26 protein-coding genes and 1 pseudogene are annotated in these 26731 nt (G+C 63.3%); 17 read left to right on the top strand and 10 right to left on the bottom strand.

Going from position 1 to position 26731, the window contains the following annotated elements; genetic code table 11:
• Positions 1 to 94: 94 nt before the first annotated feature.
• The gene (locus tag AC0V7N_RS33680; protein ID WP_475452993.1) at positions 95 to 490 is read left to right on the top strand and encodes a GFA family protein; all 396 of its coding nucleotides are present in this window, start codon (positions 95 to 97) and stop codon (positions 488 to 490) included.
• A gap of 8 nt (positions 491 to 498) precedes the next feature.
• Here AC0V7N_RS33680 and AC0V7N_RS33675 read toward each other — a convergent pair whose 3' ends face one another.
• A complete protein-coding gene (locus AC0V7N_RS33675) occupies positions 499 to 1134 on the bottom strand; it encodes a hypothetical protein (RefSeq protein WP_475452991.1) in 636 nt (211 codons plus the stop codon).
• A gap of 88 nt (positions 1135 to 1222) precedes the next feature.
• On the opposite strand from AC0V7N_RS33675, the gene AC0V7N_RS33670 reads away from it, so the two are divergent.
• Together AC0V7N_RS33670 and AC0V7N_RS33665 are read left to right on the top strand one after the other, a co-directional pair.
• Positions 1223 to 1921: a type 1 glutamine amidotransferase gene (locus AC0V7N_RS33670; protein WP_475460648.1), complete on the top strand. Its 699-nt coding sequence runs from the start codon at positions 1223 to 1225 to the stop codon at positions 1919 to 1921.
• A 290-nt stretch (positions 1922 to 2211) separates the two neighbouring features.
• Positions 2212 to 2343: a hypothetical protein gene (locus tag AC0V7N_RS33665; RefSeq protein ID WP_257784452.1), complete on the top strand. Its 132-nt coding sequence runs from the start codon at positions 2212 to 2214 to the stop codon at positions 2341 to 2343.
• Positions 2344 to 2385: 42 nt separating this feature from the next.
• Here AC0V7N_RS33665 and AC0V7N_RS33660 read toward each other — a convergent pair whose 3' ends face one another.
• The 3 genes from AC0V7N_RS33660 to AC0V7N_RS33650 form a co-directional block, all read right to left on the bottom strand.
• Positions 2386 to 3153: a metallophosphoesterase family protein gene (locus AC0V7N_RS33660; protein ID WP_475452989.1), complete on the bottom strand. Its 768-nt coding sequence runs from the start codon at positions 3151 to 3153 to the stop codon at positions 2386 to 2388.
• A 37-nt stretch (positions 3154 to 3190) separates the two neighbouring features.
• Entirely contained in the window at positions 3191 to 4327 is a 1137-nt protein-coding gene (locus tag AC0V7N_RS33655; protein WP_475452987.1) for an alpha-hydroxy acid oxidase, read from the bottom strand.
• A 77-nt stretch (positions 4328 to 4404) separates the two neighbouring features.
• Positions 4405 to 5208 carry a FadR/GntR family transcriptional regulator gene (locus tag AC0V7N_RS33650; RefSeq protein ID WP_475452985.1) on the bottom strand — a complete coding sequence of 268 codons (804 nt, stop codon included), beginning with the start codon at positions 5206 to 5208 and terminating at the stop codon, positions 4405 to 4407.
• 225 nt (positions 5209 to 5433) lie between these two features.
• Here AC0V7N_RS33650 and AC0V7N_RS33645 point away from each other — a divergent pair, with 225 nt between their 5' ends.
• The 6 genes from AC0V7N_RS33645 to AC0V7N_RS33620 all read left to right on the top strand — a co-directional run bounded on the left by AC0V7N_RS33645 (position 5434) and on the right by AC0V7N_RS33620 (position 12756).
• The gene (locus tag AC0V7N_RS33645) at positions 5434 to 6756 is read left to right on the top strand and encodes a DUF3422 family protein (RefSeq protein ID WP_475452983.1); all 1323 of its coding nucleotides are present in this window, start codon (positions 5434 to 5436) and stop codon (positions 6754 to 6756) included.
• A 125-nt stretch (positions 6757 to 6881) separates the two neighbouring features.
• Positions 6882 to 8378 (top strand): FAD-linked oxidase C-terminal domain-containing protein, encoded by a 1497-nt coding sequence (locus AC0V7N_RS33640; protein ID WP_475452981.1) that lies wholly within the window; start codon positions 6882 to 6884, stop codon positions 8376 to 8378.
• Positions 8379 to 8625: 247 nt separating this feature from the next.
• On the top strand, positions 8626 to 9210 hold the full coding sequence (locus AC0V7N_RS33635; RefSeq protein ID WP_475452979.1) for an ASCH domain-containing protein: 585 nt from the start codon (positions 8626 to 8628) through the stop codon (positions 9208 to 9210).
• Positions 9207 to 10412, top strand: a complete 1206-nt coding sequence (gene glcE, locus AC0V7N_RS33630; protein ID WP_475452978.1) for a glycolate oxidase subunit GlcE — start codon at positions 9207 to 9209, stop codon at positions 10410 to 10412. The genes AC0V7N_RS33635 and glcE overlap by 4 nt, the downstream gene beginning before the upstream one ends.
• Before the next feature lie 10 nt (positions 10413 to 10422).
• Positions 10423 to 11721: a glycolate oxidase subunit GlcF gene (gene glcF / locus AC0V7N_RS33625; protein WP_475452976.1), complete on the top strand. Its 1299-nt coding sequence runs from the start codon at positions 10423 to 10425 to the stop codon at positions 11719 to 11721.
• 288 nt (positions 11722 to 12009) lie between these two features.
• The gene (locus AC0V7N_RS33620; protein WP_475452974.1) at positions 12010 to 12756 is read left to right on the top strand and encodes a hypothetical protein; all 747 of its coding nucleotides are present in this window, start codon (positions 12010 to 12012) and stop codon (positions 12754 to 12756) included.
• Between the two features lie 9 nt (positions 12757 to 12765).
• Here AC0V7N_RS33620 and AC0V7N_RS33615 read toward each other — a convergent pair whose 3' ends face one another.
• Both AC0V7N_RS33615 and AC0V7N_RS33610 read right to left on the bottom strand, forming a co-directional pair.
• Entirely contained in the window at positions 12766 to 13686 is a 921-nt protein-coding gene (locus AC0V7N_RS33615) for a bifunctional 5,10-methylenetetrahydrofolate dehydrogenase/5,10-methenyltetrahydrofolate cyclohydrolase (protein ID WP_475452972.1), read from the bottom strand.
• 267 nt (positions 13687 to 13953) lie between these two features.
• A complete protein-coding gene (locus tag AC0V7N_RS33610) occupies positions 13954 to 14697 on the bottom strand; it encodes a L,D-transpeptidase (protein WP_475452970.1) in 744 nt (247 codons plus the stop codon).
• A 215-nt stretch (positions 14698 to 14912) separates the two neighbouring features.
• Between AC0V7N_RS33610 and AC0V7N_RS33605 the strand changes: the two genes are divergently transcribed.
• The gene (locus AC0V7N_RS33605) at positions 14913 to 15551 is read left to right on the top strand and encodes a DNA-3-methyladenine glycosylase I (protein WP_475452968.1); all 639 of its coding nucleotides are present in this window, start codon (positions 14913 to 14915) and stop codon (positions 15549 to 15551) included.
• A 3-nt stretch (positions 15552 to 15554) separates the two neighbouring features.
• Here AC0V7N_RS33605 and AC0V7N_RS33600 read toward each other — a convergent pair whose 3' ends face one another.
• Both AC0V7N_RS33600 and AC0V7N_RS33595 read right to left on the bottom strand, forming a co-directional pair.
• Positions 15555 to 15944: a hypothetical protein gene (locus tag AC0V7N_RS33600; protein WP_475452966.1), complete on the bottom strand. Its 390-nt coding sequence runs from the start codon at positions 15942 to 15944 to the stop codon at positions 15555 to 15557.
• A 48-nt stretch (positions 15945 to 15992) separates the two neighbouring features.
• Positions 15993 to 16244: a hypothetical protein gene (locus AC0V7N_RS33595; RefSeq protein ID WP_475452964.1), complete on the bottom strand. Its 252-nt coding sequence runs from the start codon at positions 16242 to 16244 to the stop codon at positions 15993 to 15995.
• Positions 16245 to 16494: 250 nt separating this feature from the next.
• Here AC0V7N_RS33595 and hisS point away from each other — a divergent pair, with 250 nt between their 5' ends.
• The 5 genes from hisS (at position 16495) to AC0V7N_RS33570 (ending at position 23322) form a co-directional block, all read left to right on the top strand.
• Positions 16495 to 18063, top strand: coding sequence for a histidine--tRNA ligase (hisS, locus tag AC0V7N_RS33590; RefSeq protein WP_475452962.1), 1569 nt, complete (start codon positions 16495 to 16497; stop codon positions 18061 to 18063).
• 174 nt (positions 18064 to 18237) lie between these two features.
• The gene (locus AC0V7N_RS33585) at positions 18238 to 19359 is read left to right on the top strand and encodes an ATP phosphoribosyltransferase regulatory subunit (RefSeq protein WP_475452960.1); all 1122 of its coding nucleotides are present in this window, start codon (positions 18238 to 18240) and stop codon (positions 19357 to 19359) included.
• Positions 19356 to 20057 (top strand): ATP phosphoribosyltransferase, encoded by a 702-nt coding sequence (gene hisG / locus AC0V7N_RS33580; protein WP_475452958.1) that lies wholly within the window; start codon positions 19356 to 19358, stop codon positions 20055 to 20057. Before AC0V7N_RS33585 ends, hisG begins: the two co-directional genes overlap by 4 nt.
• A gap of 188 nt (positions 20058 to 20245) precedes the next feature.
• Positions 20246 to 22018, top strand: a complete 1773-nt coding sequence (locus AC0V7N_RS33575; protein ID WP_475452956.1) for an AMP-binding protein — start codon at positions 20246 to 20248, stop codon at positions 22016 to 22018.
• Between the two features lie 200 nt (positions 22019 to 22218).
• Complete coding sequence (locus tag AC0V7N_RS33570; protein WP_496627583.1) at positions 22219 to 23322, top strand: calcium:cation antiporter family protein; 1104 nt, start codon at positions 22219 to 22221, stop codon at positions 23320 to 23322.
• 47 nt (positions 23323 to 23369) lie between these two features.
• On the opposite strand, the gene AC0V7N_RS33565 is transcribed toward AC0V7N_RS33570, so the two are convergent.
• Positions 23370 to 24278 carry a LysR family transcriptional regulator gene (locus AC0V7N_RS33565; RefSeq protein WP_475452952.1) on the bottom strand — a complete coding sequence of 303 codons (909 nt, stop codon included), beginning with the start codon at positions 24276 to 24278 and terminating at the stop codon, positions 23370 to 23372.
• A 75-nt stretch (positions 24279 to 24353) separates the two neighbouring features.
• Between AC0V7N_RS33565 and AC0V7N_RS33560 the strand changes: the two genes are divergently transcribed.
• On the top strand, positions 24354 to 25184 hold the full coding sequence (locus AC0V7N_RS33560) for a class I SAM-dependent methyltransferase (protein ID WP_475452950.1): 831 nt from the start codon (positions 24354 to 24356) through the stop codon (positions 25182 to 25184).
• A 12-nt stretch (positions 25185 to 25196) separates the two neighbouring features.
• Positions 25197 to 25720, top strand: a pseudogene (locus AC0V7N_RS33555) (DUF8737 domain-containing protein).
• A gap of 95 nt (positions 25721 to 25815) precedes the next feature.
• On the opposite strand, the gene AC0V7N_RS33550 reads toward AC0V7N_RS33555, so the two are convergent.
• Positions 25816 to 26724, bottom strand: coding sequence for a hydrogen peroxide-inducible genes activator (locus AC0V7N_RS33550; RefSeq protein WP_475452946.1), 909 nt, complete (start codon positions 26722 to 26724; stop codon positions 25816 to 25818).
• Positions 26725 to 26731: the final 7 nt, after the last annotated feature.

The following is a 26731-nucleotide window of genomic DNA, read 5'->3' as shown; positions in this document are numbered from 1 at the left end:
GCAAAGACGACATGGCGCGGTCGGAATACCGATGTAGGTCCGTTGCTGCATCGCGCAGTCTGGAGTGCAGGACAACGCAGTCTGGAGGCGTGGGTTGGACAGGATTACACGAGGCGGCTGTTTGTGCGGTGCCGTCAGTTATGAGTTGACTGGCGAGCTGCGTCCGATCGTTGCTTGTCATTGCAATCAGTGCAGAAAGGCAAGCGGCCATTTCGCGGCGGCGACGCAGGTTGAGCAGAAGCAGGCGACCATCACCGGCGACACACTGCGCTGGTTCAGATCATCCGAACATGCCGAGCGCGGCTTCTGCTCCGTATGCGGCGGAAATCTGTTCTGGCGTCGGTTTGGCAGTCCGTTCATTTCCGTCTGGGCCGGGACCATAGACGGCAAGACCGGTCTGAAAATGGAAAGCCAGTTGTATCCGGAATCCGCGGGCGACTACTACGACTTGCCGGCGGTGCCCATCGTTCCACAATCGGAATTGAAGTAGCGCGCCGGTCAGTCCGCCCAAGCCGGACGATATCCGGCGCGAAGCACGGCCACGGTCGTCCTAGGCGTGATCATTAGCGGATCGGCAAGCTCGTGCGCATCGAGACCGATCGCTGGCCCATAACCGCCGAAACTCCAGGGCAGGGCCGCACCGTCACGCAGCGCGTAGGGTCTGCTGCTGGCCGCGATCATCGTTCCGTCCGGCAAGGCCGCCAGCGACGCGCTATCGAGCTTGACCGTCTGCCCACCGGAAGCCAGCCGCTCCTTGTGCAGCTTTTTGTCGACCATCGGCGCGCGCGGCTCGACGATGCCGAAAGCTTTGCCGAAGTGCCCGACGAAATCCCTGGCCCGTTCGCGCTGGCAAAAGAAGCAGGGGCGGTGGCCTGCTGCCAGCGCCGTCACCTCGTCAAGGAAGAACAGCTCGGTCCAGCCGGCCTTGCCGCCGGCACGGTTTCGGCCCATCGGCTCGCGCCGCACATTGCGGAATTGGCACACGCAGATGATCCAGGCCTGCAGCGCCCAGCGCTTTTTCAGCAGCGTCTTCGTTTCGGGATCATGGATGATGCCGCGATTGCCGGTGAACAGCCCGCGCTCGGGCACGGCATGGAAGGCGCCGAACGGATCAACCCGGTTCTGCAGTGGCATAGTTCTCTCTCCGAATGCGCATCTTGGCTGCGATACGAACGGCATGATATCGCTCGTCCCGTCATTTTCATGTCAGCAGGGTTTTGCGATGCGGGTGCTGGTGGTCCAGAACTACGACAATACCGGCCTCGGCCAGGTTGGTGCCGCACTTGCGGAAGCGGGGGCCGATCTCGATCTGCGCCTGCCCTACAAGGGCGATCCGCTGCCGGACGACGCGGCCGGGCACGATGCGATGGTGGTGCTCGGCGGCGGCCAGAATGCGCTGGCCGACGATGAATATCCCTATTTTCCGGCGCTGCTCGAACTGACCCGCGATTTCGCCGACAAGGATCGCGCCGTTCTCGGCATCTGCCTCGGCAGCCAGCTCGTCGCCCGCGCCTTCGGCGGTGAGAACCGCATCGGCGGCGCCAACGAATTCGGCTGGCGCGGCGTGTCATTGACGCCGGATGCCAAGGCCGATCCGGTGCTGGGCGCGCTGCCGGAAAAGTTCCCGATCTTCCAGTGGCACGACGACACGTTCGTGCTGCCGGAAAACGCCGTGCGGCTCGCCGGCAACGATGTCGCCGAAAACCAGGCGTTTCGTGTCGGCCGCGCCGTCTATGGCTTTCAGTTCCATTTCGAGGCCGACCGGCCGATGGTGAAGGACTGGAGCACCTCCTTCGCACCGACCATCGCCGCGCGCCATCCCGACTGGGTCGGCAAGCTCGATGGTGAAATGGCCCGCCACGGCCCCGACGCCGACGCTGCTGGTTTGGCTATCGCCCGCGCCTGGGTCGCGACAATCTAAGCGCCTGCCCTTAGGTCATCGCGTGGCATAATTGGCACGCAGCCGTGAAACCGGCTGGGGAAAACCCCTTTCATCCTTGGCTTGTGTCCGCCCGCCATCCTAGAAGGCGCGCGCTCTGCATTGGCTGTGCAACCGGGATGAACCTTTTGTGTGACCCGTGCGACACACCGCCGATACAGAACGCGCTTAGAAGCGCGAAATCGTCGAAACTTTGAAGCGAATTCTCCGTTTCAACGCATTGGTAACCGCCTGGTGCACAGATGCAGCAAGCTCAACAAGAGATGACGTCCGTGAAAGCAGCGCTTCTGTCCTTTGCCATGTTGTCCGCCATCGTGCTGTGCGGTCTCGGCATCTATTCCGCCGATGCCGCCAACAACCACAACGCCGTCGACGGCTACGGCGTCACCGCCTCGCTTCGCTAAAAGCCGGTCCGCTCGCGACGCATCTCTGCGCCGCGGCTGGGCTCAAGCTTCCTTTATCGCCATTTCCAGGATGCGTTTGTCCGCCCCGTCGACGACGAGCCCGGTCAGCATGCCTGACTGCCAGGCAAGCGTGTCGACATTGACGCGGTTGGCCATCACTTCGGCCTCGGGGACGGGTGTGTGGCCATGCACCACGATCTTCGGGAACAGGCCGGTGTAATCGTGGAAAACGTCGCGGATCCAGATCAGGTCCTGCGGGTTCTGCTTGTCCAGCGGAATGCCTGGCCTGATGCCGGCATGGCAGAAGAAGAAATCGCCGAACGCTAACGAGAACGGCAGCGACCGCAGGAAATCGACATGGCCCGGTGGCATGGCCTCGAGCAAGGCCTGATGTCCCCGCCTCATCGTCTCCATCTTGCCGAACCAGCTGGCGTCGGCGGTCAGCGACACGCCATAGGACAACGCTGTCTGCACGCCGCCAAAGCGCATGAAAAGCCCTTCCGGGTCGGGGGTTCCCAGAAAGTCGAGAAAGCCGATGTCATGGTTGCCGGCGAGCATCAGATGGCGCGGATCGCGTTCCCGCGCCTTGATCAGGAAATCGATGACACCCTTGGAGTCCGGTCCGCGGTCGACATAGTCGCCGAGGTGGATCACCCGCCAGTCGCGAGCCGGTTTCCACTCCAGCTCGCTCTCGATCCGCTGGTGCATGGCGGCCAGCAGGTCGAGCCGGCCATGCACATCGCCGATCGCGTAAAGACGTACCCCCTCCGGCCCTTGTGCGTCGAGAAAATGGATGCCGGGTTCCGCCAACGCCTCGTGGTCTCCGTGGTCAGGCCGTCACGGGACACTAGCGGCGGAGCTGATCCTTGCTCATGTCGGTGACCAGACGCTTTCCGCACAGCGCCAGCGTGATGTCCATCTCCTTGCGGATGATTTCCAACGCTTTGGTAACCCCTTCCTTGCCGAGTGCGCCGAGGCCGTAAAGAAATGGCCGGCCGATATAGGTGCCCTTGGCGCCGAGGCAGAGCGCCTTCAGCACGTCCTGGCCGGAGCGGATGCCACCGTCCATATGCACTTCGATCTTGTCGCCGACCGCGTCCGCAATCTCTTCCAGCGCCATGATCGAGGACGACGCGCCATCGAGCTGGCGCCCGCCATGGTTGGAAACCACGATCGCGTCGGCGCCGGTCTTGGCCGCCATCAGCGCATCTTCCTTGTCGAGGATGCCTTTCAGGATCAGCTTGCCGCCCCAGCGTTCCTTGATCCAGGCGACATCCTTCCACGACAGCTGCGGGTCGAACTGCTCCGTCGTCCAGGACGACAGCGAAGAGACGTCACCGACACCCTTGGCGTGGCCGACGATGTTGCGGAAGGTGCGGCGCTTGGTGCCGGCTATGCCCAGGCACCAGCGCGGCTTGCTGGCCAGGTCGATGATGTTGGCCAGCGTCATCTTGGGCGGCGCCGAAAGCCCGTTGCGCACATCCTTGTGGCGCTGGCCGAGGATCTGCAGGTCGAGCGTCAGCACCAGTGCCGAGCACTTCGCCGCCTTCGCCCGGTCGATCAGATCGAGCACGAAATCCTTGTCGCGCAGCACGTAGAGCTGGAACCAGAACGGCTTGCTTGTCACCGAGGCGACATCCTCGATCGAGCAGATGCTCATCGTCGACAGGGTGAAAGGCACGCCGAATTCTTCCGCCGCCTGCGCCGCCAGCATCTCGCCATCGGCATGCTGCATGCCGGTCAGGCCGGTCGGCGCTAAGGCCACCGGCATCGACACTTTCTGGCCGATCATGGTCGATTCCAGCGAGCGGTTGCTCATGTCGACCAGCACGCGCTGCCGGAACTTGATCTTCTGGAAGTCTTCCTCGTTGGCCCGATAGGTGCTCTCGGTCCAGGCGCCGGAATCGGCATAATCGAAGAACATCTTGGGCACGCGCCGACGGGCGAGATCCTTGAGATCTGCGATGGTGAGAATGTCGCTCATGATGGTCCCCGCTTGGATCGAATTGACTAAAGCATGATGCCGAAAAGTGTGAAGCGGTTTTCGGATGACATCATGCTCTATGAACGTCTGCGCGCCGGTTCGGTATCGCCGGCTTCCGAACGCTGCCGCAGCCTGAGCCGCGATACGCGTTGCCAGTCGCCGCTGCGCTCGGCTTCGGCCATCGACCGCTCGACATAGGTCATGTGGTCCATCGCCGCCTGGCGGGCGCCGGCCGGATCGCCGGCCTTGACAGCGGCGTGGATTGCCTTGTGCTGCGCCAGCAGCGCCTCGCGCGCGCCGGGCACGGTGAAGACCAGCAGCCGATTCTGGAACACGCCTTCCGACAAAAGCCGATAGCAGGAGCGCAGCGTGTGCAAGAGCAGGATGTTGTGCGCGCATTCGCAGATCGCGTGATGGAACTCGACGTCGATTTCAGCCTCGTCGTCGAAATCGCCGGTGCGGTGCGCCTCGTCCATGCGGGCCATAATGCGGTCGAGCAGCGCAAGGTCCTCCGGAGTGGCGCGCCGTGCTGCATATTCGGCGGCTATGCCTTCGATCTCGCGGCGGTACTCCAGATAGTCGGCCACCGCCTTGCGATGCATCGAGATCAGGTCCGCCACCGGCTTGGTGAACAGCTGGCCGATAATGTCGGCGACATGCGTGCCGCCACCGGCCTTGGTCGTCAGCAGCCCGCGCCCTTCGAGCGCCTTCAGCGCATCGCGCAGGATCGGCCGCGACACGTCGAACTGGCGTGCCAGCTCGCGCTCGCCCGGCAGCCGGTCACCAGTGCGCAGCACGCCTTCGAGGATGAGGCTCTCGATCTGCTGCACCACCTCGTCGGCGGTGCGCGAATGCTCGATCCTGGAAAAAATGTCGCTCAACAGCTGTGCCTGGGAATTGAACCGGTGTCGCGCAGGATAAAGCCTGCGTCGCCAACTGGTCAAATTATTTATCCAATTGGTCGAAGCGTGTCGGTTTCGCCGCCCGGCGCCATATCATCTTCGGCTAAACTTTGCTGTTTGCGTCACCTGGCTATTGGCTCTAGAGGGACGCGACTGCCAAAAGGTCAAGAGAAAGAGGGTTCAAAGAAACCCGGGGGACAAGCCGTGTCAGACGACCCGTCCAATCTCGAGTTCCAGCCGCGCGCCAAGGGCAGCGTCATGGGCTTCCCCGCGCATGAGGGCCGGCCCGGCGCGCTGGGCGAGGTCCATGCAAGGCCGCATCCGCTGATCGAAAAGCCGCGCGTGCTGGTGCAGCTTGCCTTCATGACCGAGGGCGGCTCCGGCGTCGACCATGCCGTGCTGTCCGAACTGTCGCGGCGTCTTGGCATTGCAGCCCCCGACCGTCAGGCGCGTCACCATGCCATGAAGTGGGGCAAGGGCTCGCTGCGCTGGGAGCGGCACACGGAATTCTCGACCTATCTGTGGGAAGGGCCGCTTTCCGAAAGCGGCAGGACGCAGGAGGATACGCCCTTCGGCAACGGCTTTTCGCCGCCGGGCACCGTCATTTCGGGCATCCGGCTCGAAATCCGCAAATGGACGCAAACGAGCGAGCGGCTGATCGCCGCTTTCGACCCGACCAGCCTGTGCTATTCGCTGGTCGAGCGCGGCAATGCGGCCATCGTCACCGATTTTCGCCAGGATGGCGACGGCATGACCCGCATCCTGGTGCTCGATCGCGGCCTGACGCCGGCGCGCACCGGGGCGCTGTCGCAGCGGCTGATCGACATCGAAACCTACCGCACGCTGGCCATGCTCGGCCTGCCGCTGGCCCTGACCTTGTCCGGCCGCGCCCGCCGCATCGAGGACAGGCTGGCGCAGACCACGCTGGAAATGAAGGTCGCCGAAACCCGTGACAGCCAGACGCTGCTCGCCGACCTGACCGAACTGGCGGCCGAGCTGGAAGCAGACGCCGCCTCCAGCCTTTACCGCTTCGGCGCCAGCCGCGCCTATGACGGCATCGTCGTCGAGCGGCTGGAAGCGCTGGAGGAAGAGGCCGTGCCCGGCTACGACACCTGGGGCGGGTTTTTGCAGCGCCGCGTTGCGCCTGCCATGCGCACCTGCCGCTCGGTCGAGGAGCGGCAGGCCAATCTGTCGCGCAAACTGACCCGCGCCACGACGCTGCTGCGCACCTGGGTCGATGTCGAGGTCGAGAAGCAAAACCGCGACCTGCTCGCCTCGATGAACAACCGCGCCCGCCTGCAACTGCGCCTGCAGCAGACCGTCGAAGGCCTCTCGGTCGCCGCCGTATCCTACTATGTCGTCGGCCTCATCGGCTATGTCGCCAAGGGCGCCTCTATCTTCGGTCATGCCTTCGCGCCGGAAGTCGTCACCGCCGCCTCGGTGCCGGTCGCCATCCTGCTGGTCTGGTGGGGCGTGCGCCGCGTACGCCAGATGCATTCCGAACCGGCGAAGCATCCCGGCGAATAGCGGCAGATTGCCGCTGCGGAAGCTTGTCCCGACCTTGATGCCGGAGGCCGCATCACCGTAGCGTTTGCAAAGAATGCGCCTCACTGGTAAAAGATTTTGACCAGTCAAGCGAAATGAGGCTGCTGATGTCCGGCTTGGCCATGCCGAAACCAGACGACGCCACGCTGCGCCGGCGCGACGAGATTGTCGCCGACATGCGCATCATCGTGCCGGGCGAGGGCGTCGTCGATGCGACCAACCAGATGCGCGCCTTCGAGAGCGATGGCCTGACCGCCTATCGCCAACTGCCGCTGGTCGTCGTGCTGCCCGAAACGGTGGCTCAGGTCTCCCGCGTGCTGAAATACTGCAACGACCGCAACATCCGCGTTGTGCCGCGCGGCTCCGGCACCTCGCTGTCGGGCGGCGCGCTGCCGCTGGAGGACGCGGTGCTGCTGGTGATGAGCCGCTTCAACCGCATCCTGGCGATCGACTTCCCCAATCGCATCGTCGTTGCCCAGCCGGGCGTCACCAATCTCGGCATCACCACCGCCGTCGAGCAGGAGGGCTTTTATTACGCCCCCGATCCATCCTCCCAGATCGCCTGCTCGATCGGCGGCAATGTCGCGGAAAATTCCGGCGGCGTGCACTGCCTGAAATACGGCCTCACCGCCAACAATGTGCTCGGCATCGAGATGGTGCTGATGAACGGTGAGGTGGTGCGGCTCGGCGGCAGCCATCTCGACGCCGAAGGTTACGACCTGCTCGGCGTGATGACCGGCTCGGAAGGCCTGCTCGGCGTCGTCACCGAGGTCACGGTCCGCATCCTGAAGAAGCCGGAGACGGCGCGCGCGCTGCTGATCGGCTTTCCGACCAGCGAACAGGGCGGCCAGTGCGTCGCCGACATCATCGGCGCCGGCATCATCCCTGGCGGCATGGAAATGATGGACCGGCCGGCGATCCATGCGGCCGAGGATTTCGTCCATGCCGGCTATCCCCTCGATGTCGAAGCCTTGCTGATCGTCGAACTCGACGGGCCGGGTGTCGAGGTCGATCATCTCATCACCGCGGTCGAGGCGATCGCCATCCGCAACGGCTCGACCACCTGCCGCATCTCGCAATCCGAGCAGGAGCGGCTGAGCTTCTGGGCCGGCCGCAAGGCGGCCTTCCCCGCGGTCGGCCGCATCTCGCCCGACTATTACTGCATGGACGGCACCATCCCGCGCAAGGAACTGCCGCGCGTGCTCGCAGGCATGCGCGAGCTCTCTGAGAAATATGGTCTGGGTGTCGCCAATGTCTTCCACGCCGGCGACGGCAATCTGCACCCGCTGATCCTCTACGATGCCAATGTGCCGGGCGAACTCGACAAGGCCGAAAGTTTTGGCGCCGACATATTGCGGCTCTGTGTCAAGGTCGGCGGCGTCTTGACCGGAGAACACGGGGTTGGGGTCGAGAAGCGCGACCTGATGAGGGAAATGTTCAACCAGGTCGATCTCGACCAGCAGATGCGCGTCAAATGCGCCTTCGACCCCAACCATCTGCTCAATCCGGGAAAGGTGTTCCCGCAGCTGCGCCGCTGCGCCGAGCTTGGTCGCATGCACGTGCACCGGGGGCAGGTGGCGTTTCCGGACATTCCGAGGTTTTGAGGGATATGTCGGCGCGTGAACACCCCCCTCTGTCCTGCCGGACATCTCCCCCTCAAGGGGGGAGATTGGCAGCTTCCGCGCCTCGCCCTTTCGTCACCAATGAAGATTGGCGAAGCCATATGCGACATCCGATCTCCCCCCTTGAGGGGGAGATGTCCGGCAGGACAGAGGGGGGCGCCAAGGAACTCGGGATATCCGAACTTGCGTCGGGCATAGGCATCACCGCATTCCCAAGTGGGGCCTGAGCGTGCTGTTCAAACAATCCTCGCTGGACAAGATTGCGCGCAAGGAAGTGACGCTCGCCTTTCGCCGTTGGAAGCGGCCGACGGTAAAGGCTGGCGGGCGCATCCGGACGGCTTCGGGCGTCGTGCTGATCGGCGATATCGCGATCGTGGACATGTCCGCACTGACGGAAAAAGACGCGATCGCGGCCGGCTTTCCGACGCTTGCAGCCCTTCAGGAGATGCTTGGGCCCGATGACGGCATCCGGGTCTATCGCATCGAACTCAAGGGCATCGAGCCCGACGAGCGCGCCACCTTGCGCGGCGAGGCTTTGCTGTCCGAGGCGGACTGGCATGCGCTGACTGCACGTTTTGCGCGCTGGGACAAAACGGCACCCGGCTACTTCCCGTCGATCCTGCGGACGATCGGCGCTCATCCGGAAGTGCGTGCGGCTGATTTGGCTGCGATGGCCGGCGTTGAAACACTGAAGTTCAAACAGGATGTCCGCAAGCTCAAGGAATTCGCCCTGACCGAGAGCCTCGATGTCGGTTACCGGCTGTCGCCGAGGGGCGAAGCCGTGCTCGAAAAGCTCAGGGAGCACAGGCTTTGACGACTTTCACCCCGACCACGTCAGACGAAGTCCTGTCCTCCGTTGCCTGGGCGGTGGCGGAAGGCTCGCCGCTCGAAATTATCGGTCACGGCTCCAAGCGCGGCATTGGCCGTCCGCTGCAGACGGAGCATACGCTCGACCTGTCGAAGCTCACCGGCGTCACGCTCTACGAGCCCGCCGAACTGGTGCTGTCGGCAAAGGCCGGCACGCCGCTGGCCGAGATCGAAAAACTGCTGGCGGAAAACGGCCAGCAGCTGGCGTTCGAGCCGATGGATTACGGCCCGCTGCTCGCCGGCGAGCCCGGCAAAGGCACGATCGGCGGCGTGCTTGGCGCCAACCTCTCCGGTCCGCGTCGGCTGAAGGCCGGTGCGGCGCGCGATCATATCCTCGGCATCAATGTCGTGTCCGGCCGTGGCGAAGCCTTCAAGTCGGGCGGCCGCGTGGTCAAGAACGTCACCGGCTATGACATGTCGAAGCTGATGGCCAACAGCTGGGGCACGCTGGCCGTTTTCACCGACGTCACCTTCAAGGTGCTGCCTGCTGCGGAGACGGAAGTCACGCTCGCGATCCGTGAGCTGCTCGACGACGCGGCCGCCACTGCCATGGCCTTGGCGCTCGGCTCGAGTGCCGAAGTGTCGAGCGCTGCCCATCTGCCGGAGCGCATTGCCGCGCGTGTCGCCGGCGGTGCGCTCGGCAGCGAAGCGGCCACGCTGCTGCGCGTCGAAGGTTTTGGCCCGTCGGTCGCCTATCGCATCGCCGCGCTGAAGACGCTGCTCGGCAAGGCCGGGCCGCTGGAGGAGATTTCGGGCGAGGCTTCACGGCTGATCTGGCGCGATGTGCGCGATATCAGGCCTTTTGCCGACGGCAGCGAAAAACCGGTCTGGCGCGTGTCGATGACACCTGCCCAAGGCCACCAGATGGTGCTGACCCTGCGTATGCAGGCCGCCGTCAGCGCTTTCTATGACTGGCAGGGTGGGCTGGTGTGGCTGCGCATGGAAGAGGGCGATCCGGAAGCCGCTTTGCTGCGCGGCCTGTTGCGCAAACATGGCGGCGGTCATGCGACGCTGGTGCGCGCCGCACCCGCCCATCGTGCCGCCCTGCCGGTGTTCGAGCCGCAGCCGCCGGCGCTGGCCGCGCTCAGCCAGCGGCTGAAGCAGGAATTCGACCCAAAGAACATCCTCAATCCCGGCCGCATGGCCTAGGACATCAGCGATGCAGACGAATTTCTCATCCGCCCAGCTTGCCGATCCCCACGTCGCGGAATCGGAAAAGATTCTGCGCAAATGCGTGCATTGCGGTTTCTGCACCGCCACTTGTCCGACCTATGTGACGCTCGGCAACGAGTTGGATTCGCCGCGCGGGCGCATCTATTTGATCAAGGACATGCTGGAAAACGGCCGTCCGGCCGACAAGGAGATCGTCACCCATATCGACCGCTGCCTGTCGTGCTTGGCCTGCATGACGACATGCCCGTCGGGCGTCAATTACATGCATCTGGTCGATCATGCTCGTGCCCATATCCAGGAAACCTACAAACGGCCGCTGCTCGACCGCCTGACCCGCACCATGCTGGCCTTCGTGCTGCCCTATCCCACGCGTTTTCGTGCCGCTCTCAAACTGGCGAGCCTGGGCAAGCCATTCATCGGCCTGTTCGACAAGGTCCCGGCGCTGAAGCCGCTCGGCGCGATGCTCAAGCTCGCGCCGGCCTCGATCCCAGCGGCATCGCCGATGGCTTCGCCCGGCGTCCATGCGGGGCAGGGGGCCAAGAAAGGCCGCATCGCCATCCTTACCGGCTGCGCACAGTCGGTGCTTGATCCCGCCATCAACGACACGACGATTTCACTGCTCACACGCCTCGGCGTCGAGGTCGTGGTGCCGCCGGGCGAGGGCTGCTGCGGCGCATTGGTCCATCATATGGGGCGGGAGCAGGCAGCCCTTGCCTCGGCGAGACAAAATGTCGACGCCTGGACGCGCGCCATCGACCAAGGCGGGCTCGACGCCATCATCATCACCGCATCCGGCTGCGGCACGACGATCAAGGACTACGGCTTCATGCTGCGGCTCGATCCGGCCTATGCCGACAAGGCTGCACGCGTGTCGGCTCTGGCCAAGGACATCACCGAATATCTGGCGGCTTTCGACATGCCCGAGCCAGTGCGCAAGCCAGGCACGGTCGTTGCCTATCACTCGGCCTGTTCCATGCAGCACGGCCAGAAGATCATCCGCCAGCCGAAGGAGTTGCTGACCAAAGCCGGCTTCATCGTGCGCGAGCCGCGCGAGGGCCATCTGTGCTGCGGCTCGGCCGGCACCTACAACATCCTGCAATCCGAGATTTCGGCCAAGCTGCGCGATCGCAAGGTGAAAAACATCGAGGCGACAGGTGCAGAAATCGTCGCCACCGGCAACATCGGCTGCATCACGCAGATCGCGTCGGCCGCGAAGCTGCCGGTCGTGCACACTATCAAGCTGCTCGACTGGGCTTATGGCGGCGAACCACCAAGAATGAGTTGATTGATATGCATTCGCCCATGAGAATGAGGCGATGTCTGATACAGAATTGCTAGAGATTGAAACCGTCGTTCGGCTGCTGTCGAAGACGCCGCGTGACACAGCCCGGGCACGTTATGAAGACTGTTCGGCAATCGTCACCCGGCACCTCAAAGACGGGTCCGAATTCCTGTTGCACTGATAAAGGCGACCATCGAAGCTGACGTTCACCAGACCAATCTGATCGAAGATGCAGTTTCGTTTCTCGACGACGCGCATCTGGCTCGTCTGGCATTTTTCCTGCAAGGAGAAGTGAAACGCGGAAAGGATGTCGAGGATCTGCTGGCTCACGTCGCCTTGCAGGTGCCGGAATTGTTTCCAGACAGCACCTTGGGCAGCATTCCCGATTTCGTGGATTGGCAGACGCATGATGATCCTCGTTCGCCGCCTGCATGCCATCACTTCATCTTTGAGGGGGGCACCCCGAGCGACATGTCTTTTCCGACACATCGCAACCATCCCACTTGGCACTTGCCGGCAGCCGAAGCGCCATTTGCGATTGGTGGCGAGGGGACGACCACCTGTCCCGCTTGCGGTAACACGCTGGTGCATCTCGTTACCCTGGACGATCTGAGAGGCAAGGGAGGGGCACTTCCTCGGCTCCGCCTTGAGACTTGCGCCGATTCTCTTGAACCGACCTACTATTCCCACGATGTCACTGGAGTACCGACACCGGTGGCTCCGTTCCATTCCCACAATGACTTCACATCCGAACCAGCGACCTGGAAGAGCATCGCCCGGCTAGCGCGGACGCCTCAGCGCTGGCTCAGGCAGTCGTATGGAACCAGCAATTCAAGGCAAAATCTCTTCCGGCTTGGCGGGCTGCCGTCATGGGTTCAAGGGCCGCAATTTCCGTTGGTTCCCGGAACGGATCGGGAAATGAAATTTCTTCTGCAGTTCGATTCACTGGCGGGCTTCTTCTGGGGCAGCGGCGGCATACTTTATGTGTTCTGGGACGAAGAATCCCGGATCACATGCCATGTGCCTCAATACACCTGACGAAAACGCTTACTCCGCCGCGAGCCTGTCCGCGGTGCCGTAGGTCGCCTCGTAGAGCGCGCGCTGGCGGCTGAGCGCCACCATCGTGTTGCGCAGCAGGATCGCCACCGTGATCGGGCCAACGCCGCCCGGCACCGGCGTGATCCAGGACGCAACCTCGCGCACGCTTTCAGTGTCGACGTCGCCGACGATGCGGCTCGTACCGTCCGGGCCGATCTCGGAATTGATGCCGATGTCGATGACGGCGGCACCTGGCTTCACCATGTCGGCCTTGATCAGCCGCGGCTTGCCGACGGCAACGAACAGCGCGTCGGCACGGCGCGCATGGGCAGCGACCGACCGCGTCATGTGGTGGCAGACGGTCACCGTCGCGCCTTCGCTCATCAGCAGGAAGGCGATCGGCTTGCCGACGATTTCCGAATGGCCGACGATCACGACCTCCAGTCCCTTGAGATCGAGGCAGGTTTCCTTGAGCAGTTCGACGGAGGCGGCCGCCGTGCAGGGCGCCAGATCGAGCTGGTTGTAGACGATGTTGCCGATCGAGGCCGGATGCATGCCCTCGACATCCTTGAGCGGATGCACGGCCGCCTGCAGCGTCCTGATCGGAATGTGCGCGGGCACCGGCCGCTGGATGATGATGCCGGTGACACGCGGATCGGCGTTCAGGCCGTGGATGGCGGCTTCCAGTTCACCCGACGTGATGGTGGCGGGGAAACGCCGTTCCTCGAAATCGATGCCGGCAAGCTGAGCCTTGGCGCGCTGGTTGCGCACATAGACATCCACGGCATCGGTATCGCCGACGGTGATCGAGATCAGCTTGGGCGGAAAACCTTCGGCTTTGGCAATTGCCGCATCCTCGCGCACGGCGGCGATGATGCGCTGGGCTACCGGGCCGCCCTTGAGATAGCGGCTGTCGTCGGTCAGGGACATGGGGTGGACTCTTTTCTTGCGTTGGCGCCGACATAGCAAAAGACCGTCGAAAATGGCAGCACGAAAGCGAACCGCCATGCCTTCTGCGCGACGCAACGACGCGGGGCCATGTCGCAGGCACTGGCCGCCGATCAAAAAGAAGGGCAGCGCGGTTTCCCGTGCCGCCCTTCTTGACCGACCGCATCCCCATACGGCCCGTCCCCCGTTATCTCCAGACTGGCCTTGAAAAGCTCAATGCTTTGCCGGCCAAGTGATTCGCAATTCGAACTATATCACCTCGACCGTGGTTCCGACATTGACCCGTTCATAGAGGTCGACCACGTCCTCATTGCGCATGCGGATGCAGCCCGACGACACCGCGCCGCCGATCGTCCATGGCTGGTTGGTGCCGTGGATGCGGTATTCGGTGGTGCCGAGATAGAGCGCACGCGCGCCGAGCGGATTTTCCATGCCGCCGGCCAGATAGGTCGGCAGATAGCGGCCCTTGGCGGCCTCGCGCTTGATCATCTGCGCCGGCGGGCGCCAGTCCGGCCACTCGCGCTTGTTGGTGATCTTGTGCGTGCCCGACCATTCGAAGCCGGGCTTGCCGGTGCCGACGCCGTAGCGCCGTGCCTTGCCGTTCTTCTCGATCAGGAAGAGGAAATTCTGCGTCGTGTCGATGACGATCGTGCCCGGCTTCTGCGGGCCGTCATAGGCGACTTCCTGAGGCAGGTAGACCGGGTTGATCTGTGGGCGCATGACCATGCGCTTGGCCGGTGCCTGCACGGCCGCCGTCTGCACGCGGTCTGGCTGCGCCGGTTGCGCATAGCGCAGGCGCGGCTGCTGCTGCACGATTTGGCGGTTTTGCCGCACGATGCCGGGCGCTTTGCCAAGCTGCAGCACCCATGGGGCGGAAAGGTCGGGGCTCACCATCACCGGCGGCCTGTCGGCATAACGGTCGCCAGCGGCTGCGGGCGTGACGCCGGCAAACACAGCCACGGCGCCGAGCACGGAAAACAAAACTCTCTTCATCGGGAACGCACCTTGATCGTCTTGATACAACCGGGTGGAAACGCTCCCCGGTTCAGCGATCATTGGCGTGCAAGCAGCAACCGAAACATGAATCGGAATGCGTAAAATGCGGAAGTGTCAGTAAACCTTTTGGTGTGGTTACCGCCGGGTTCAGGAATCTGGTAAAGCCACAGTAAATGCCGCGCAAAAGCGCGTTAACGGATGGATTTTTGCGAATGAGCAATGAAAACACCGGCCTGCTTGCCGGTCCCGACGGTGTCGCGCGCTGCTTCTGGCACGGCAATCTGCCCGACTATCTGCACTATCACGACCACGAATGGGGCCGGCCGATGGCCGACGACCGCAGGCTGTTCGAAAAGATCTGCCTCGAAGGGTTTCAGTCGGGCCTGTCGTGGCTGACCATCCTGCGCAAGCGCGAGAATTTTCGCGAGGCCTTCGCCGGCTTCGATTTCGACAAGGTCGCCGCTTTCACCGACAAGGATGTCGAGCGCCTGCTTGGCAATGCCGGCATCATCCGCCATCGCGGCAAGATAGTGTCGACCATCAACAACGCCAAGCGCGCCCGCGAGATGGTCGACGAGTTCGGCTCGCTCGCCGCCTGGTTCTGGAAGTTCGAACCCGGCAAGGCGGAGCGGCCTGCGATCGTCGACCTCGCGCATCTGCGAGCCAACCCGACGACGGCGGTTTCGACCCGGATTTCGAAGGAATTGAAGAAGCGCGGCTGGAGTTTCGTCGGCCCGACCACGGTCTACGCCTTCATGCAGGCCATGGGCCTGGTCAACGACCATCTCGAGGGCTGTGTCTGCCGCAAGGAGGTCGAGAAGGAACGGAAGGCTTTCAAACGGCCGAAGTAGGGTTCACTTCTCGAACCGTCCCTTGTGCCCGCTGCCATTGATGTCCCACACCAGGCTGCGGCCGGAAATGGTCAGCACCAGGCCGCCAAAACCGCTGTCGTCGGGCGTGTGATGCGTCGATGCCGAACTGCGCCCGGCCGGGATGACTTCGACGGTAGATCCCTTCTTCAGCCAGCAGCCCTTGCCGTACTGATCGTTGGCGCCGTAGGCCAGCATGAATTCGAAGCTGCCGTCTTTCCTGAGCAGCAGCTCGGAGCCGACCTCCATGACGCCGCGCAGATAGTAATGGCCGGCAAGGCCGGCCTCGCCCGGCTTGCAGCCAGCAGCGCTGGCCGCATTGGATGCTCCCAGTAGAAGCGAGCAGCCAAGCGCGTATGCGTAGCCCAGTCGCATGCTCAATCCCCCAATCAAGACAATATGGAACCCGACGAAGCGGCAGTTTCAGGTGCCGTTGGCGCTGGCCAGGAAAAGCCCGGCGACGATCGCCGCCACCGTGGCCACCGTTGGATAGATCACCAGCAGGCCGGTCACCAACGCGTCGCGCAGGGAAGACCCCTTGCCGGTGTCTGCCGGTACGTCGAACGGGCCGGCAGCCTGGCCGACCATTTTCGGCGCATGGGTGTCCGCCGGGCGCAGCCGTGCTGGCAATTCGCCGGCATCGCTGTTGGCATGGAATTTTGCTGCGCTGGTCATGTCCCGAACCCCTTCATATCCTGCGCTATATCGGCCGCGATTGTGTCGGCACGATGCCGCGCTGATGGCGGGATTGTTTCATTTTCGGTGCGTTTTTGTTTCAAGGAGGTTCGGCTCCCCCTGCTGCCGTCGTGCGAGGTGCGAGGGGCTAACCCTTGCCGCTCCGGGCTGCATCGGTTAGGAAACGCGCGCTGTGGAACGCGGTAAATTTACCGCGCCACGAAGCAACGAAACACCAGGTGCTCATCTCATGGCCGACAAATCCGAAAAGACGAAAGCGCGGCTGCCGCGCGGTTTTGCTGACCGCAGCGCCGAAGACATCCGCGCCGTCGAAAAGATGATGGCGACGATCCGCTCGGTCTATGAGCTCTATGGGTTCGAACCGGCCGACCAGCCGCTGATCGAATACACCGATGCGCTCGGCAAATTCTTGCCCGACCAGGACCGGCCGAACGAAGGCGTGTTCTCGTTCCAGGACGATGACGACCAGTGGCTGTCGCTGCGCTACGACCTGACCGCGCCGACCGCGCGCTTTGTCGCCGAGAATTATGAGCGCCTGCCAAAGCCCTATCGTAGCTATCGTTCCGGCTGGGTGTTCCGCAACGAGAAGCCCGGCCCCGGCCGCTTCCGCCAGTTCATGCAGTTCGACGCCGACACGATCGGCACGCCGGGTGGGATTGGCGGCGCCGCCGCTGATGCAGAAATGTGCATGATGATGGCGGACGTCATGGAGGCGCTGGGCATCAAGAGGGGTGACTACGTTATCCGGGTCAATAACCGCAAGGTGCTGGACGGTGTTCTTGAAGCTATCAGTCTTGGCGGGGATCAAAATGTCGGACGCCGGCTCACAGTGCTTCGGGCCATCGATAAACTTGATAAGCTGGGCATTGAGGGCGTTCGTCTATTGCTTGGTGGAGGGCGACGGGACGACAGTGGCGACTTTACCAAGGGTGCGGATTTAAACGATGATCAGATCGCCGAAGTAGCGCGATGCATTGCGCCTCCCGCACTTCCATTAGACCTCGATAAGGCAGCTTTGGACCGTCTCATTAACAAGTTTGGCAATAACAGTTTCATGGCGTTGCCGTTCATCGATGCTGAAATGGGAGTTGGGCCTTGCGTAGCCGGGTATAGTGAGCTGTCGATGATCGCCTCACTCGTCCATGCAGCGGGTTATTCAGATCGTGTAAAAATTGACCCCTCGGTCGTGCGCGGCCTCGAATACTATACCGGTCCTGTCTTCGAAGCCGAACTGCTGGCCGAGATTCCCAATGAGGACGGCCAGATCGTGCGCTTCGGTTCGGTCGGCGGTGGCGGGCGCTATGACGGCCTGGTCTCGCGCTTCCGGGGCGAGCCCGTACCGGCGACGGGTTTCTCCATCGGCGTCTCCAGGCTGATGACGGCGCTGAAGAACCTCGGCAAACTGGACAGCGCCGATGTGATCGCACCGGTCGTCGTGCTGGTGATGGACAAGGACACGGAAAGCCTCGGCCGCTACCAGAAGATGGTGTCCGAACTCCGCGCCGCTGGCATCCGCTCCGAAATGTATCTGGGCGGATCGGGTGTTAATGCTCAATTTAAGTACGCTGATCGACGCAAGTCACGCTTCGTTGTCGTAGAAGGCTCGGACGAACGAAGAAGAAAAGTTGTTCAGATAAAAGATATGGCTGAAGGCAAGAGCTTGTCGTCATCTATCTCGGACAATGCAATGTGGAAGGAAATTCGACCGGGCCAATTTGAAGTTCCAAGATCGAAAATGGTTTCGACAATTAAACGGCGGTTGGCAGCCCTCGCTAAGGAGCGGGCGCGTGGCAAGTAAGGCGCCACCCTTCCCTTCTCCCCTTGTGGAAGAAGGTGGCCTCGCGAAGCGAGGTCGGATGAGGGGTGTTCCAGGGAACGCCAACGTTCCATTCCGGCACCCACCCCTCATCCGTCTCGGCGCTGCGCGCCGATCCACCTTCTCCCACAAGGGGAGAAGGGAAGGGCGTAGCATATGACCTCCCGCTATCCCACAATATCAGCCGACATCACCAGTCTCTTCGCCACGCGCAACACCCACGCTGTCGAAGTTGCCATCCTGCAGCCGGCGGACCCGTTCCTCGACATGGCCGGCGAAGATCTGCGCCGCCGCATTTTCCTCACCGAAAGCGAGACCGGGCAGACATTGTGCCTGCGGCCGGAATTCACCATTCCGGTCTGCCTTGACCACATAAGCTCGCAGGCCGGCACGCCGCGCCGTTATTCCTATCTGGGCGAGGTGTTTCGCCAGCGTCGCGAAGGCGGCAATGAATTCTTCCAGGCCGGCATCGAGGATCTCGGCGACCGCGATACGGCGCAAGCCGACGCCCGTTCCGTGGCCGACGCGCATGCGCTGCTGGCGCTGGTGCTCCCAGGTCAGGCCCTGGCGATCACCCTTGGCGACCAGACCATTTTCGAGGCGGTGCTCGCAGCCCTTGGCCTGCCGCGCGGCTGGCGCATGCGGCTGGCGCGCGCCTTCGGCTCGGCACCGATGCTGCAGGCGGCACTTGCCGATCTCGCCAACCCGCCGCGCAACAGCCAGCTCTCCGGCGAAGTCGCGACCCTTGTGCTTGACGGTGATCTGGAAGGTCTCTCGGCCCACATCACCAGTGGCATGGAGGAAGCGGGCCTGTCTGCCTCCGGCGGACGCGCGCCAGCCGACATTGCGCGGCGATTGATCGAGAAAGCCGAATTGCGAAGCGTGCGGCTGTCGAACGAGGCCTTCGCGGCGCTGAAGACTTTTCTGGCCATCGACGTGCCGCTCGATGGCGCGGCGCAGGCGCTGGAGACGTTCGCCGCCGGCGCCGGGCTTTCGCTGGGTGCGGCGCTGGAAAAGTTCGCCGCCCGCGCGCAGGCCATCGAGGCGCATGGCTTGCCGGCTGCAAAAATCCGCTACGATGCAGCCTTCGGCCGTCCGCTCGATTACTACACCGGCGTGGTCTTCGAAATCGCGGCGCAAGGCGGCGAGCGGCCTTTGGCTGGTGGCGGCCGCTACGACCGGCTGCTGACGTTGCTTGGTGCGAAGACCGCAATTCCCGGCGTCGGTTTTTCCGTCTGGCTCGACCGCATCGAGGCGTTGCGGGAGACGGCACCATGATCACGCTGGCGATCCCGTCGAAAGGCCGGCTCAAGGAGCAGGCTCTGGAGGTGCTGGCCAAAGCCGGCCTCGCCATCAGCCTGCCCGGCGACGAGCGCAAATATCACGCCCGCGTCGAGGGCCTGGACAATGTCGATGTCGCCTTCCTGTCGGCTTCGGAAATATCGGGCGAAATCGGCCAGGGCGCGGTCGATCTCGGCATCACCGGCGAGGACCTGGTCCGCGAAAACCTCGCCGACTGGGAAGCCCGCGCGGAAATCGTCGCCCGTCTCGGCTTCGGCCATGCCGATGTCGTGGTCGCGGTGCCCGAAATCTGGCTCGATGTCGACACCATGGCCGATCTCGACGATGTCGCCGCCGATTTCCGCCAGCGCCATGGAAGACGGTTGCGCATCGCCACCAAATACTGGCGGCTGACGCAGCAATTCTTCTCGCAGAAACATGGCATCCAGGTCTATCGCATTGTCGAAAGCCTAGGCGCCACCGAAGGCGCGCCGGCGGCCGGCCTTGCCGACGTCATCGTCGACATCACCAGCACCGGCTCGACGCTGCGCGCCAATCATCTCAAGGTGCTGGGCGACGGCGTGGTGCTGAGGTCGCAGGCCTGTCTGGTGGCGTCGAAGAAAGCTCGGGCCGCAGGCGATGAAGCCATCTTGCGCGACATCATCACGAAGATGAGTGCCCTCCCTCCTCCTTGAGGGGAGGGTGCCTCGCGAAGCGAGGCGGTGGGGTCGTCCCACGTCGAGCACTGCCGCAAGGACCCCACCCGTCCATCCGCCTTCGGCGGCTGTCCACCCTCCCCTCGAGGGGGAGGGATCGACCATCGACAGGATTTCCACTGCCCCGCCGGGCTGATAGACTTGGGCGCGCCTGGGAGGAAACAGCGATGCCGGTCAATCTCGACGAGCTGAAGAACGCCACCAATCTGCGCGGCCGCGGCGCGCGCGCCGGCAACGTCTTTATCGCACCCGTCGATGGCAGGGCGCATGTCTCCGGCGAGCGCAAGGTGCCGCTGTTCGACAAGACAATCCCTGCGCTTTTCTCAGACACCGCCAGCAGATACGCCACGCAAGATGCCGCCGTCTTTGTCGGCCAGGACAAGCGCTTCACCTGGAGCGAACTGTCGGACACGGTGGACGCGCTCGCCGCCGGCTTCCTGGCGCTGGGCCTCGAAAAAGGCGACCGCGTCGGTATCTGGTCGCCCAACCGCTGGGAATGGCTGGTGACGCAGTTCGCCACCGCCCGCATCGGCCTGATCCTGGTCAACATCAACCCGGCCTATCGGCTGACCGAGTTGGACTATGCGCTGAACAAGGTCGGCTGCAAGGCGCTCGTCACCGCGGCCAGCTTCAAGACCTCGGACTATCTCGGCATGATCGAGACGCTGGCGCCGGAGATCACGAAGGCCACGCCGGGCAAGCTCAAGGCGCAAAAATTGCCTGATCTGAAGATCGTCATCCGCATGGGCGAGGACAACTCGCCAGGCATGTTCAATTTCGCCGACGTGCTGGCCATGGCCGGCCGCGACGAGCATGACAGCCTCGACCGCATTTCCGAGGGGCTGAAGCCGAACGACGCGATCAACATCCAGTTCACCTCGGGCACGACGGGCGCGCCGAAAGGCGCGACGCTGACGCACCACAACATCGTCAACAACGGCAATTTCGTCACCTCGGCGATCAAGCTCACCGTCGACGACCGGCTCTGCATCCCGGTGCCGCTTTATCATTGCTTCGGCATGTCGATGGGCACGATGGGCTGCGTGTCGAAGGGCGCGACGATGGTTTTCCCGGGCGAGGGCTTCGACCCCGGCGCCACACTGAAAGCCGTGGCGCAGGAACGCTGCACCGGCCTCTACGGCGTGCCGACCATGTTCGTCGGCATGCTCGATCATGCGGATTTCGCGACCTTCGACCTCTCCAGCCTGCGCACCGGCATCATGGCTGGCTCGCCATGCCCGATCGAGGTCATGAAGAAGGTGGTGTCGCTGATGCATATGTCGGAGGTGACCATCGCCTACGGCATGACCGAGACCAGCCCGGTGTCGTTCCAGAGCGGCGTCGACGATCCCCTGGAAAAACGCGTCTCGACCGTCGGCCGCATCCACCCGCATGTCGAAGTCAAGGCCATCGATGCCGATGGCGTCACGGTTGCCGTCGGCGCGCCGGGCGAACTGTGCACGCGCGGCTATTCCGTGATGAAGGGCTATTGGGGCGACGAGGACAAGACTCGCGAAGCGATCGACAGCGACGGTTGGATGCACACCGGAGACCTCGCAACAATAGACGCAGAGGGCTATTGCAACATCGTCGGCCGCGTCAAGGACATGGTCATCCGCGGCGGCGAGAACGTCTACCCCAGAGAGGTCGAGGAATTCCTCTACCGCCATCCCAAGGTCCGGGAAGTGCAGGTGTTCGGCATTCCCGACGCCAAATATGGCGAGGAGCTGTGCGCCTGGATCGTGCTCAAACCCAACCAGATAGCCACTGAGCAGGAGATCAAGAACTTCTGCGCTGGCCAGATCGCCCACTACAAGATCCCCCGCCACATCCGCTTCCGCAGCGAATTGCCGATGACGGTGACCGGCAAGCCGCAGAAATTTTTGATGCGCGAGGCGATGGTGGAGGAGCTCGGGCTGGTGACGCAGAAGACGGCGTGAGGGGTGGGCGCCTCGATTTTGTCGTTGCGCTCAATAATGCCAAGGTCGCGCGACCTTGCGGCATCTTCAGGAGTCGCGGGTCGGTGTCGTTTGCCGGGGTCGAACGCTGGGGCGATGGGCTTGCCGGCTTTGCGATGACATTGGCTGAGGCGCTCCCCACAGGCTTTCCGCAAGGTTCGCAGAAACACATGGGGGCTTGAATGACTGGTTTCGGACGATCGGCGATTTCCTACGCGATGCCCCTCGCTGCGCTGGCAATGGCCGTCGCAGTGAGAGCCAGCGGACTGTCGGTAGACGTAGGTTCGCCGAGCACCCGGATCCTTGTCGGTGCGCTGTCGTGTGCAATCATGTTCGTCACCATTTTCGTGGTGCTTGACCACGCCGAGGCGGTAGCTCGGCGGGTAGGGGAGCCGTACGGCACGCTGGTGCTGACGTTTGCGGTCACGGCAATCGAAGTGTCGATCATTGTTTCCATGATGCTGCATGGAGAGAACAACCCGACGCTGGCACGGGAGTCCGTCTTCTCGACGGTGATGATCACATCCACCGGTGTTGTCGGCATGTGTCTCGCGTTTGGCGGCTGGCGTCATCGCAAGCAGGCCATCGTGCGGCAAGGGACCAGTGCCTATCTGGCGGTTCTGGCCGCGCTGACCGTCATGACGCTTATTCTGCCGACCTACACCCAGACCACGGATCCAGGCACCTTTTCGGCAGCCCAACTTGGTCTCGTCAGCGTCCTTTCAGTGCTGCTCTATGCAAGCTTCGTGTTCGCGCAGACCGTCCGGCACCGGGAAGACTTTACCCAGGGACAACCACACGACGTTTCGGTGTGCGCTGCCCCTCACGAGAACATCTCTGCCAGCGCTCTGCTGCTGATGGCCGGGCTGATCGGAATTGTCATGCTCGCCGAGCAGGTCGCGGCAAGCGTCGAAGATACGCTCGTTGCCTACCAGGTGACCCAGGCTGACAGCATCGTCGGGGCAATGATCGCGGGGCTGGTGTTGATGCCGGAAGCCATTTCGGCGGTGCGCGCTTCACTCAACAACGAGCTGCAGCGCGGCTTGAATGTCGCGATGGGTTCGGCTTGCGCCACGATCGGCCTGACCATACCGGGAGTCGCAGCCGCCAGCCTGCTGACGGGGAGAGGACTGACCCTGGGGCTGCCGGCTGCTGATGCGGCCCTTTTGGTCTTGGCGCTTTTCATATGCAATGTAAGCTTCAGCACTGAAAGAACGACGTTCTTGACCGGAATAGTCCATCTTGTAGTATTTTTTACTTATGTATTTCTGATATTTATACCATGAGAGCTTTGGTGCAATCGAAGCGCCAGGGGGCGGCATCCTTCGTTGCCTCAGACAGCGGATTTGAGGTGGTCGATGAAGGCGCGCAGCTTGGGCAGGATCTGGCGCTTGCCGGGATGGTAGAGGAAGACGCCCGGCGTCGTCGCCGCGATGTCGTCTAGGACAGGCTCGAGTTTTCCCTGGCCTATCGGACCTTCGGCGACGGGCCGAGGGATCTGCGCCAACCCGATCCCCCGCATCGCGGCCCCGAGCAGCGTTGGATAGTCATGCGCGATCAGCGGGCCTGAAACCATGGCCTCGATCGCCTCGTTACCGTCGACGAAGGTCCAGGGCGCAATGGCGCCATTCGAACGGCGCAAGCGTAAGCAGGCGTGGTGGCGCAGATCGTCGACACGCTCGGGGCGGCCGTGGCGCTCGAGATAGTCAGGGCTGCCGACGACCACGAACGAGAATGACGGGGTCAGCCGCACCGCGACCATGTCGGTGGCAATGAACTGGCCGAGGCGAATGCCGGCATCGAACCCGCCGGTCGCCAGATCGACCATCTCGTCACTCGCGGCGATCTCCAGTTCGACTTCGGGATAGGCCTGGCAGAAAGACGCGATCACCGGCTCCAGGATCAATGGCACGACGGCGCGCGGCACTGACAGGCGCAGCAGGCCGGTTGGCCGCTGGCCGACATCGCGCGCGGCCTCGCCTGCGGCGACGATCTCCTCGAAGGCAGGGCCGGCGCGGTCGAGGAACCGCTGCCCGGCTTCGGTCAGACCGACGCTGCGCGTCGTGCGGACAAACAGCGCCGCACCCATGCGGGCTTCCAGCGCGCGCACCGCCTGGCTCACGGCAGACGGTGTCACGCCGAGATCGGCGGCGGCGCGGCGGAAGTTGCGGCGCCTGGCGACAGCCAGGAACACCTCGACGCCCTCAAGCGCCCCATGCCGAACTGTGTAGCTGTGCTTCATAGCCTGTTGTTATTATAGCGGATAGTTGAACTAAGGAAGCGGGTTTAAGTAAGGGCTGAACCTTGGAGACCTGCTATGACCGATGGACTTGATGGCGTGCGCAACCATTATCACGCGACCGGCCTGACTGAGCGGCTGAAGACGGTACTGGCTGCTCTCGGCCCGGAGGATCAGCTTCTCACGCCGCAGCAATTGGGTACCCTCGACCAGTTTCACACCCGTGGGCTTGCCGCGACCGCCGAGCTTGCCCAATTGGCTGATATCACCACGGGAATGTCGGTCCTGGACGTAGGCTCGGGTATCGGCGGCCCGGCGCGCTTCCTGGCCGCGACCTATGGCTGTCAGGTTACCGGCGTGGATCTCAGCGAGCCCTTCGTCGATGCCGCGCGCTATCTGACCGAGCGCACGGGACAGAACGGGCAATTGTCGTTCCAGGCCGCCAACGCCCTGGAGCTTCCCTTCGATGACGGCCGTTTCGACATCGTGCTGCTGCAGCATGTGGCGATGAACATCTCCGGCCGGGCACGGCTCTACCGCGAGATTCGGCGCGTGCTGAAATCAGGCGGCAGGTTTGCCACCTTTGACGTCGTGCTGGGCGGCGGCGAGCCGCACTATCCGCTTCCCTGGGCGCGGACGCCGGCGACGAGCTTCCTGCTGACGATCGACGCGACGCGTGAGGCGATCGAACCGGCCGGCTTCCGCATGCTGGCATGGCAAGACGACACCGAGGTCGCCAAGGCCTGGTTCGCGCAGTTGCGTGCGTCGGGTCCGCCGCCTTCGCCAAATCTCGGCGTGGTGATGGGACCGGACTTCGCCGAGCTTGCAGCCAATCTGGGACGAAATCTCATGGAAGGCCGGCTCGGCATCCTGACCGCGGTGTTCGAGGCCGCGTCGATCAACAGCTGACAGGAGACTACAATGTCGACGGAACCCCTTTTCCAGACGCATCTCGTTCTGGGCTATGTTGCGTGGCTGCTTTGCTTCGGTGCGTACATCTGGCCCTGGCTCAGCTCGATGGACCGGGTCGCGGCGCAGCGCGCTATCGCCACGCTGCACAGCTTCCGCTTCTTTGGGCTCGTCTTCATCCTTCCGGGCGTCGTCAGCCCTGATCTGCCGCAAGCTTCGCCACCTTTGCCGCCTATGGCGACTTCGCAACCGGGGTGCTGGCCCTCCTTGCGCTGCTCACGGTGCGGATACGCCAGCTCTTCTGGCTGTTCGTCGTCGCCTTTAATGTCGTCGGAACGGTCGACCTCGTCGTCGACTATTACCTCGCCATCCAGGCCGACCTCCCTGCCCACGCAGGATTGTTCGGCGCCACCTACGCGATTCCCGTCATCTACGTGCCGCTGCTGATGATCACGCACGTCGCCGCCTTCTATTTTCTGGTACGACCGCATCGAAATGAGACTGGCATCATCACAGGTAATGCTGCGGCTTCCTAAGTTATCTGGGAGCGCGCGATGATCGCCAACCCGACATCGCCGCCGACCCCACGCGTTCCTGTCCCGGCTTCTGTGATACCCAGTTGCCTCGCTTCTCACGCCGCCAGCACTGCCGCGCCGAGGCTGCGAATAATCTTCGCCAGTTCCACGCACTCGCCGTGCCTGGCATTATTCCGCCGCCAGGCCAGGCAGATCATGCGTTGCGGCATCGGCTCCTGGAACGGCACGATCTTGAGGTCGGGGATGGTGCCGGCGGGCCCCGTCGCCATTTCGGGGATTAGCGTGACGCCGAGCCCATGCGCCACCATCTGCAACAGCGTGGTCAGGCTGGTGGCGCCGTAGCTTGCCATCGCCACCGGCCGCACATTGCCGCAGACGGCGAGCGCCTGTTCGCGCAGGCAGTGGCCTTCCTCGAGCAGCATCAGCCTTTCCAGCGCCGGGCTTTCGGGCGGCACCGGCGGCGAGGCGAAGGCCGGATCGCCAGCCGGTACGGCGAGGAAGAACCGGTCGGGGAAGAGCGCCTCGGTAACCAGGCCGGGATGGTCGAGCGGAAGGGCTGCGATGAAGGCGTCGAGCTTTCGCGACGCGATGTCCTCGACCAGGGCAGCGGTGACCGCCTCGCGCAGTTCGAGTTGCAAGGCCGGGAAATGTTTTTTCAATTCGGGCAAAGCGCGCGGCAGAAGATAGGGCGCGACGGTCGGGATGATGCCCAGCCGGAAGCGCCCCTCCATCGCCGTGCGGCCGCGCCGGGCCGTCGTTTCGACGTCGCGTATATCGGCCAGGATGCGTTCGATGCGTGGTAACAGCGCGACCGCCTCGTCGGTCATGCGGACCGACTTGCCGCCGCGCTCGAACAGCCGGCAGTTCAGCCTCTGTTCCATTTCCGCGATCTGAGAGGACAGCGCCGGCTGGCTGACACCGGCGAGTTTTGCGGCACGCCCGAAATGCAGCGTCTGCGCCAGCGCGTCGAAATAGTGCATCTGGCGAACGGTCAAACCTATCATAAGAAAA

The organism is Mesorhizobium kamtschaticum (assembly GCF_056174585.1).
The sequence above is the reverse complement of the archived record's forward strand: the minus strand, read 5'-3'. Positions and strand labels throughout refer to the sequence as shown.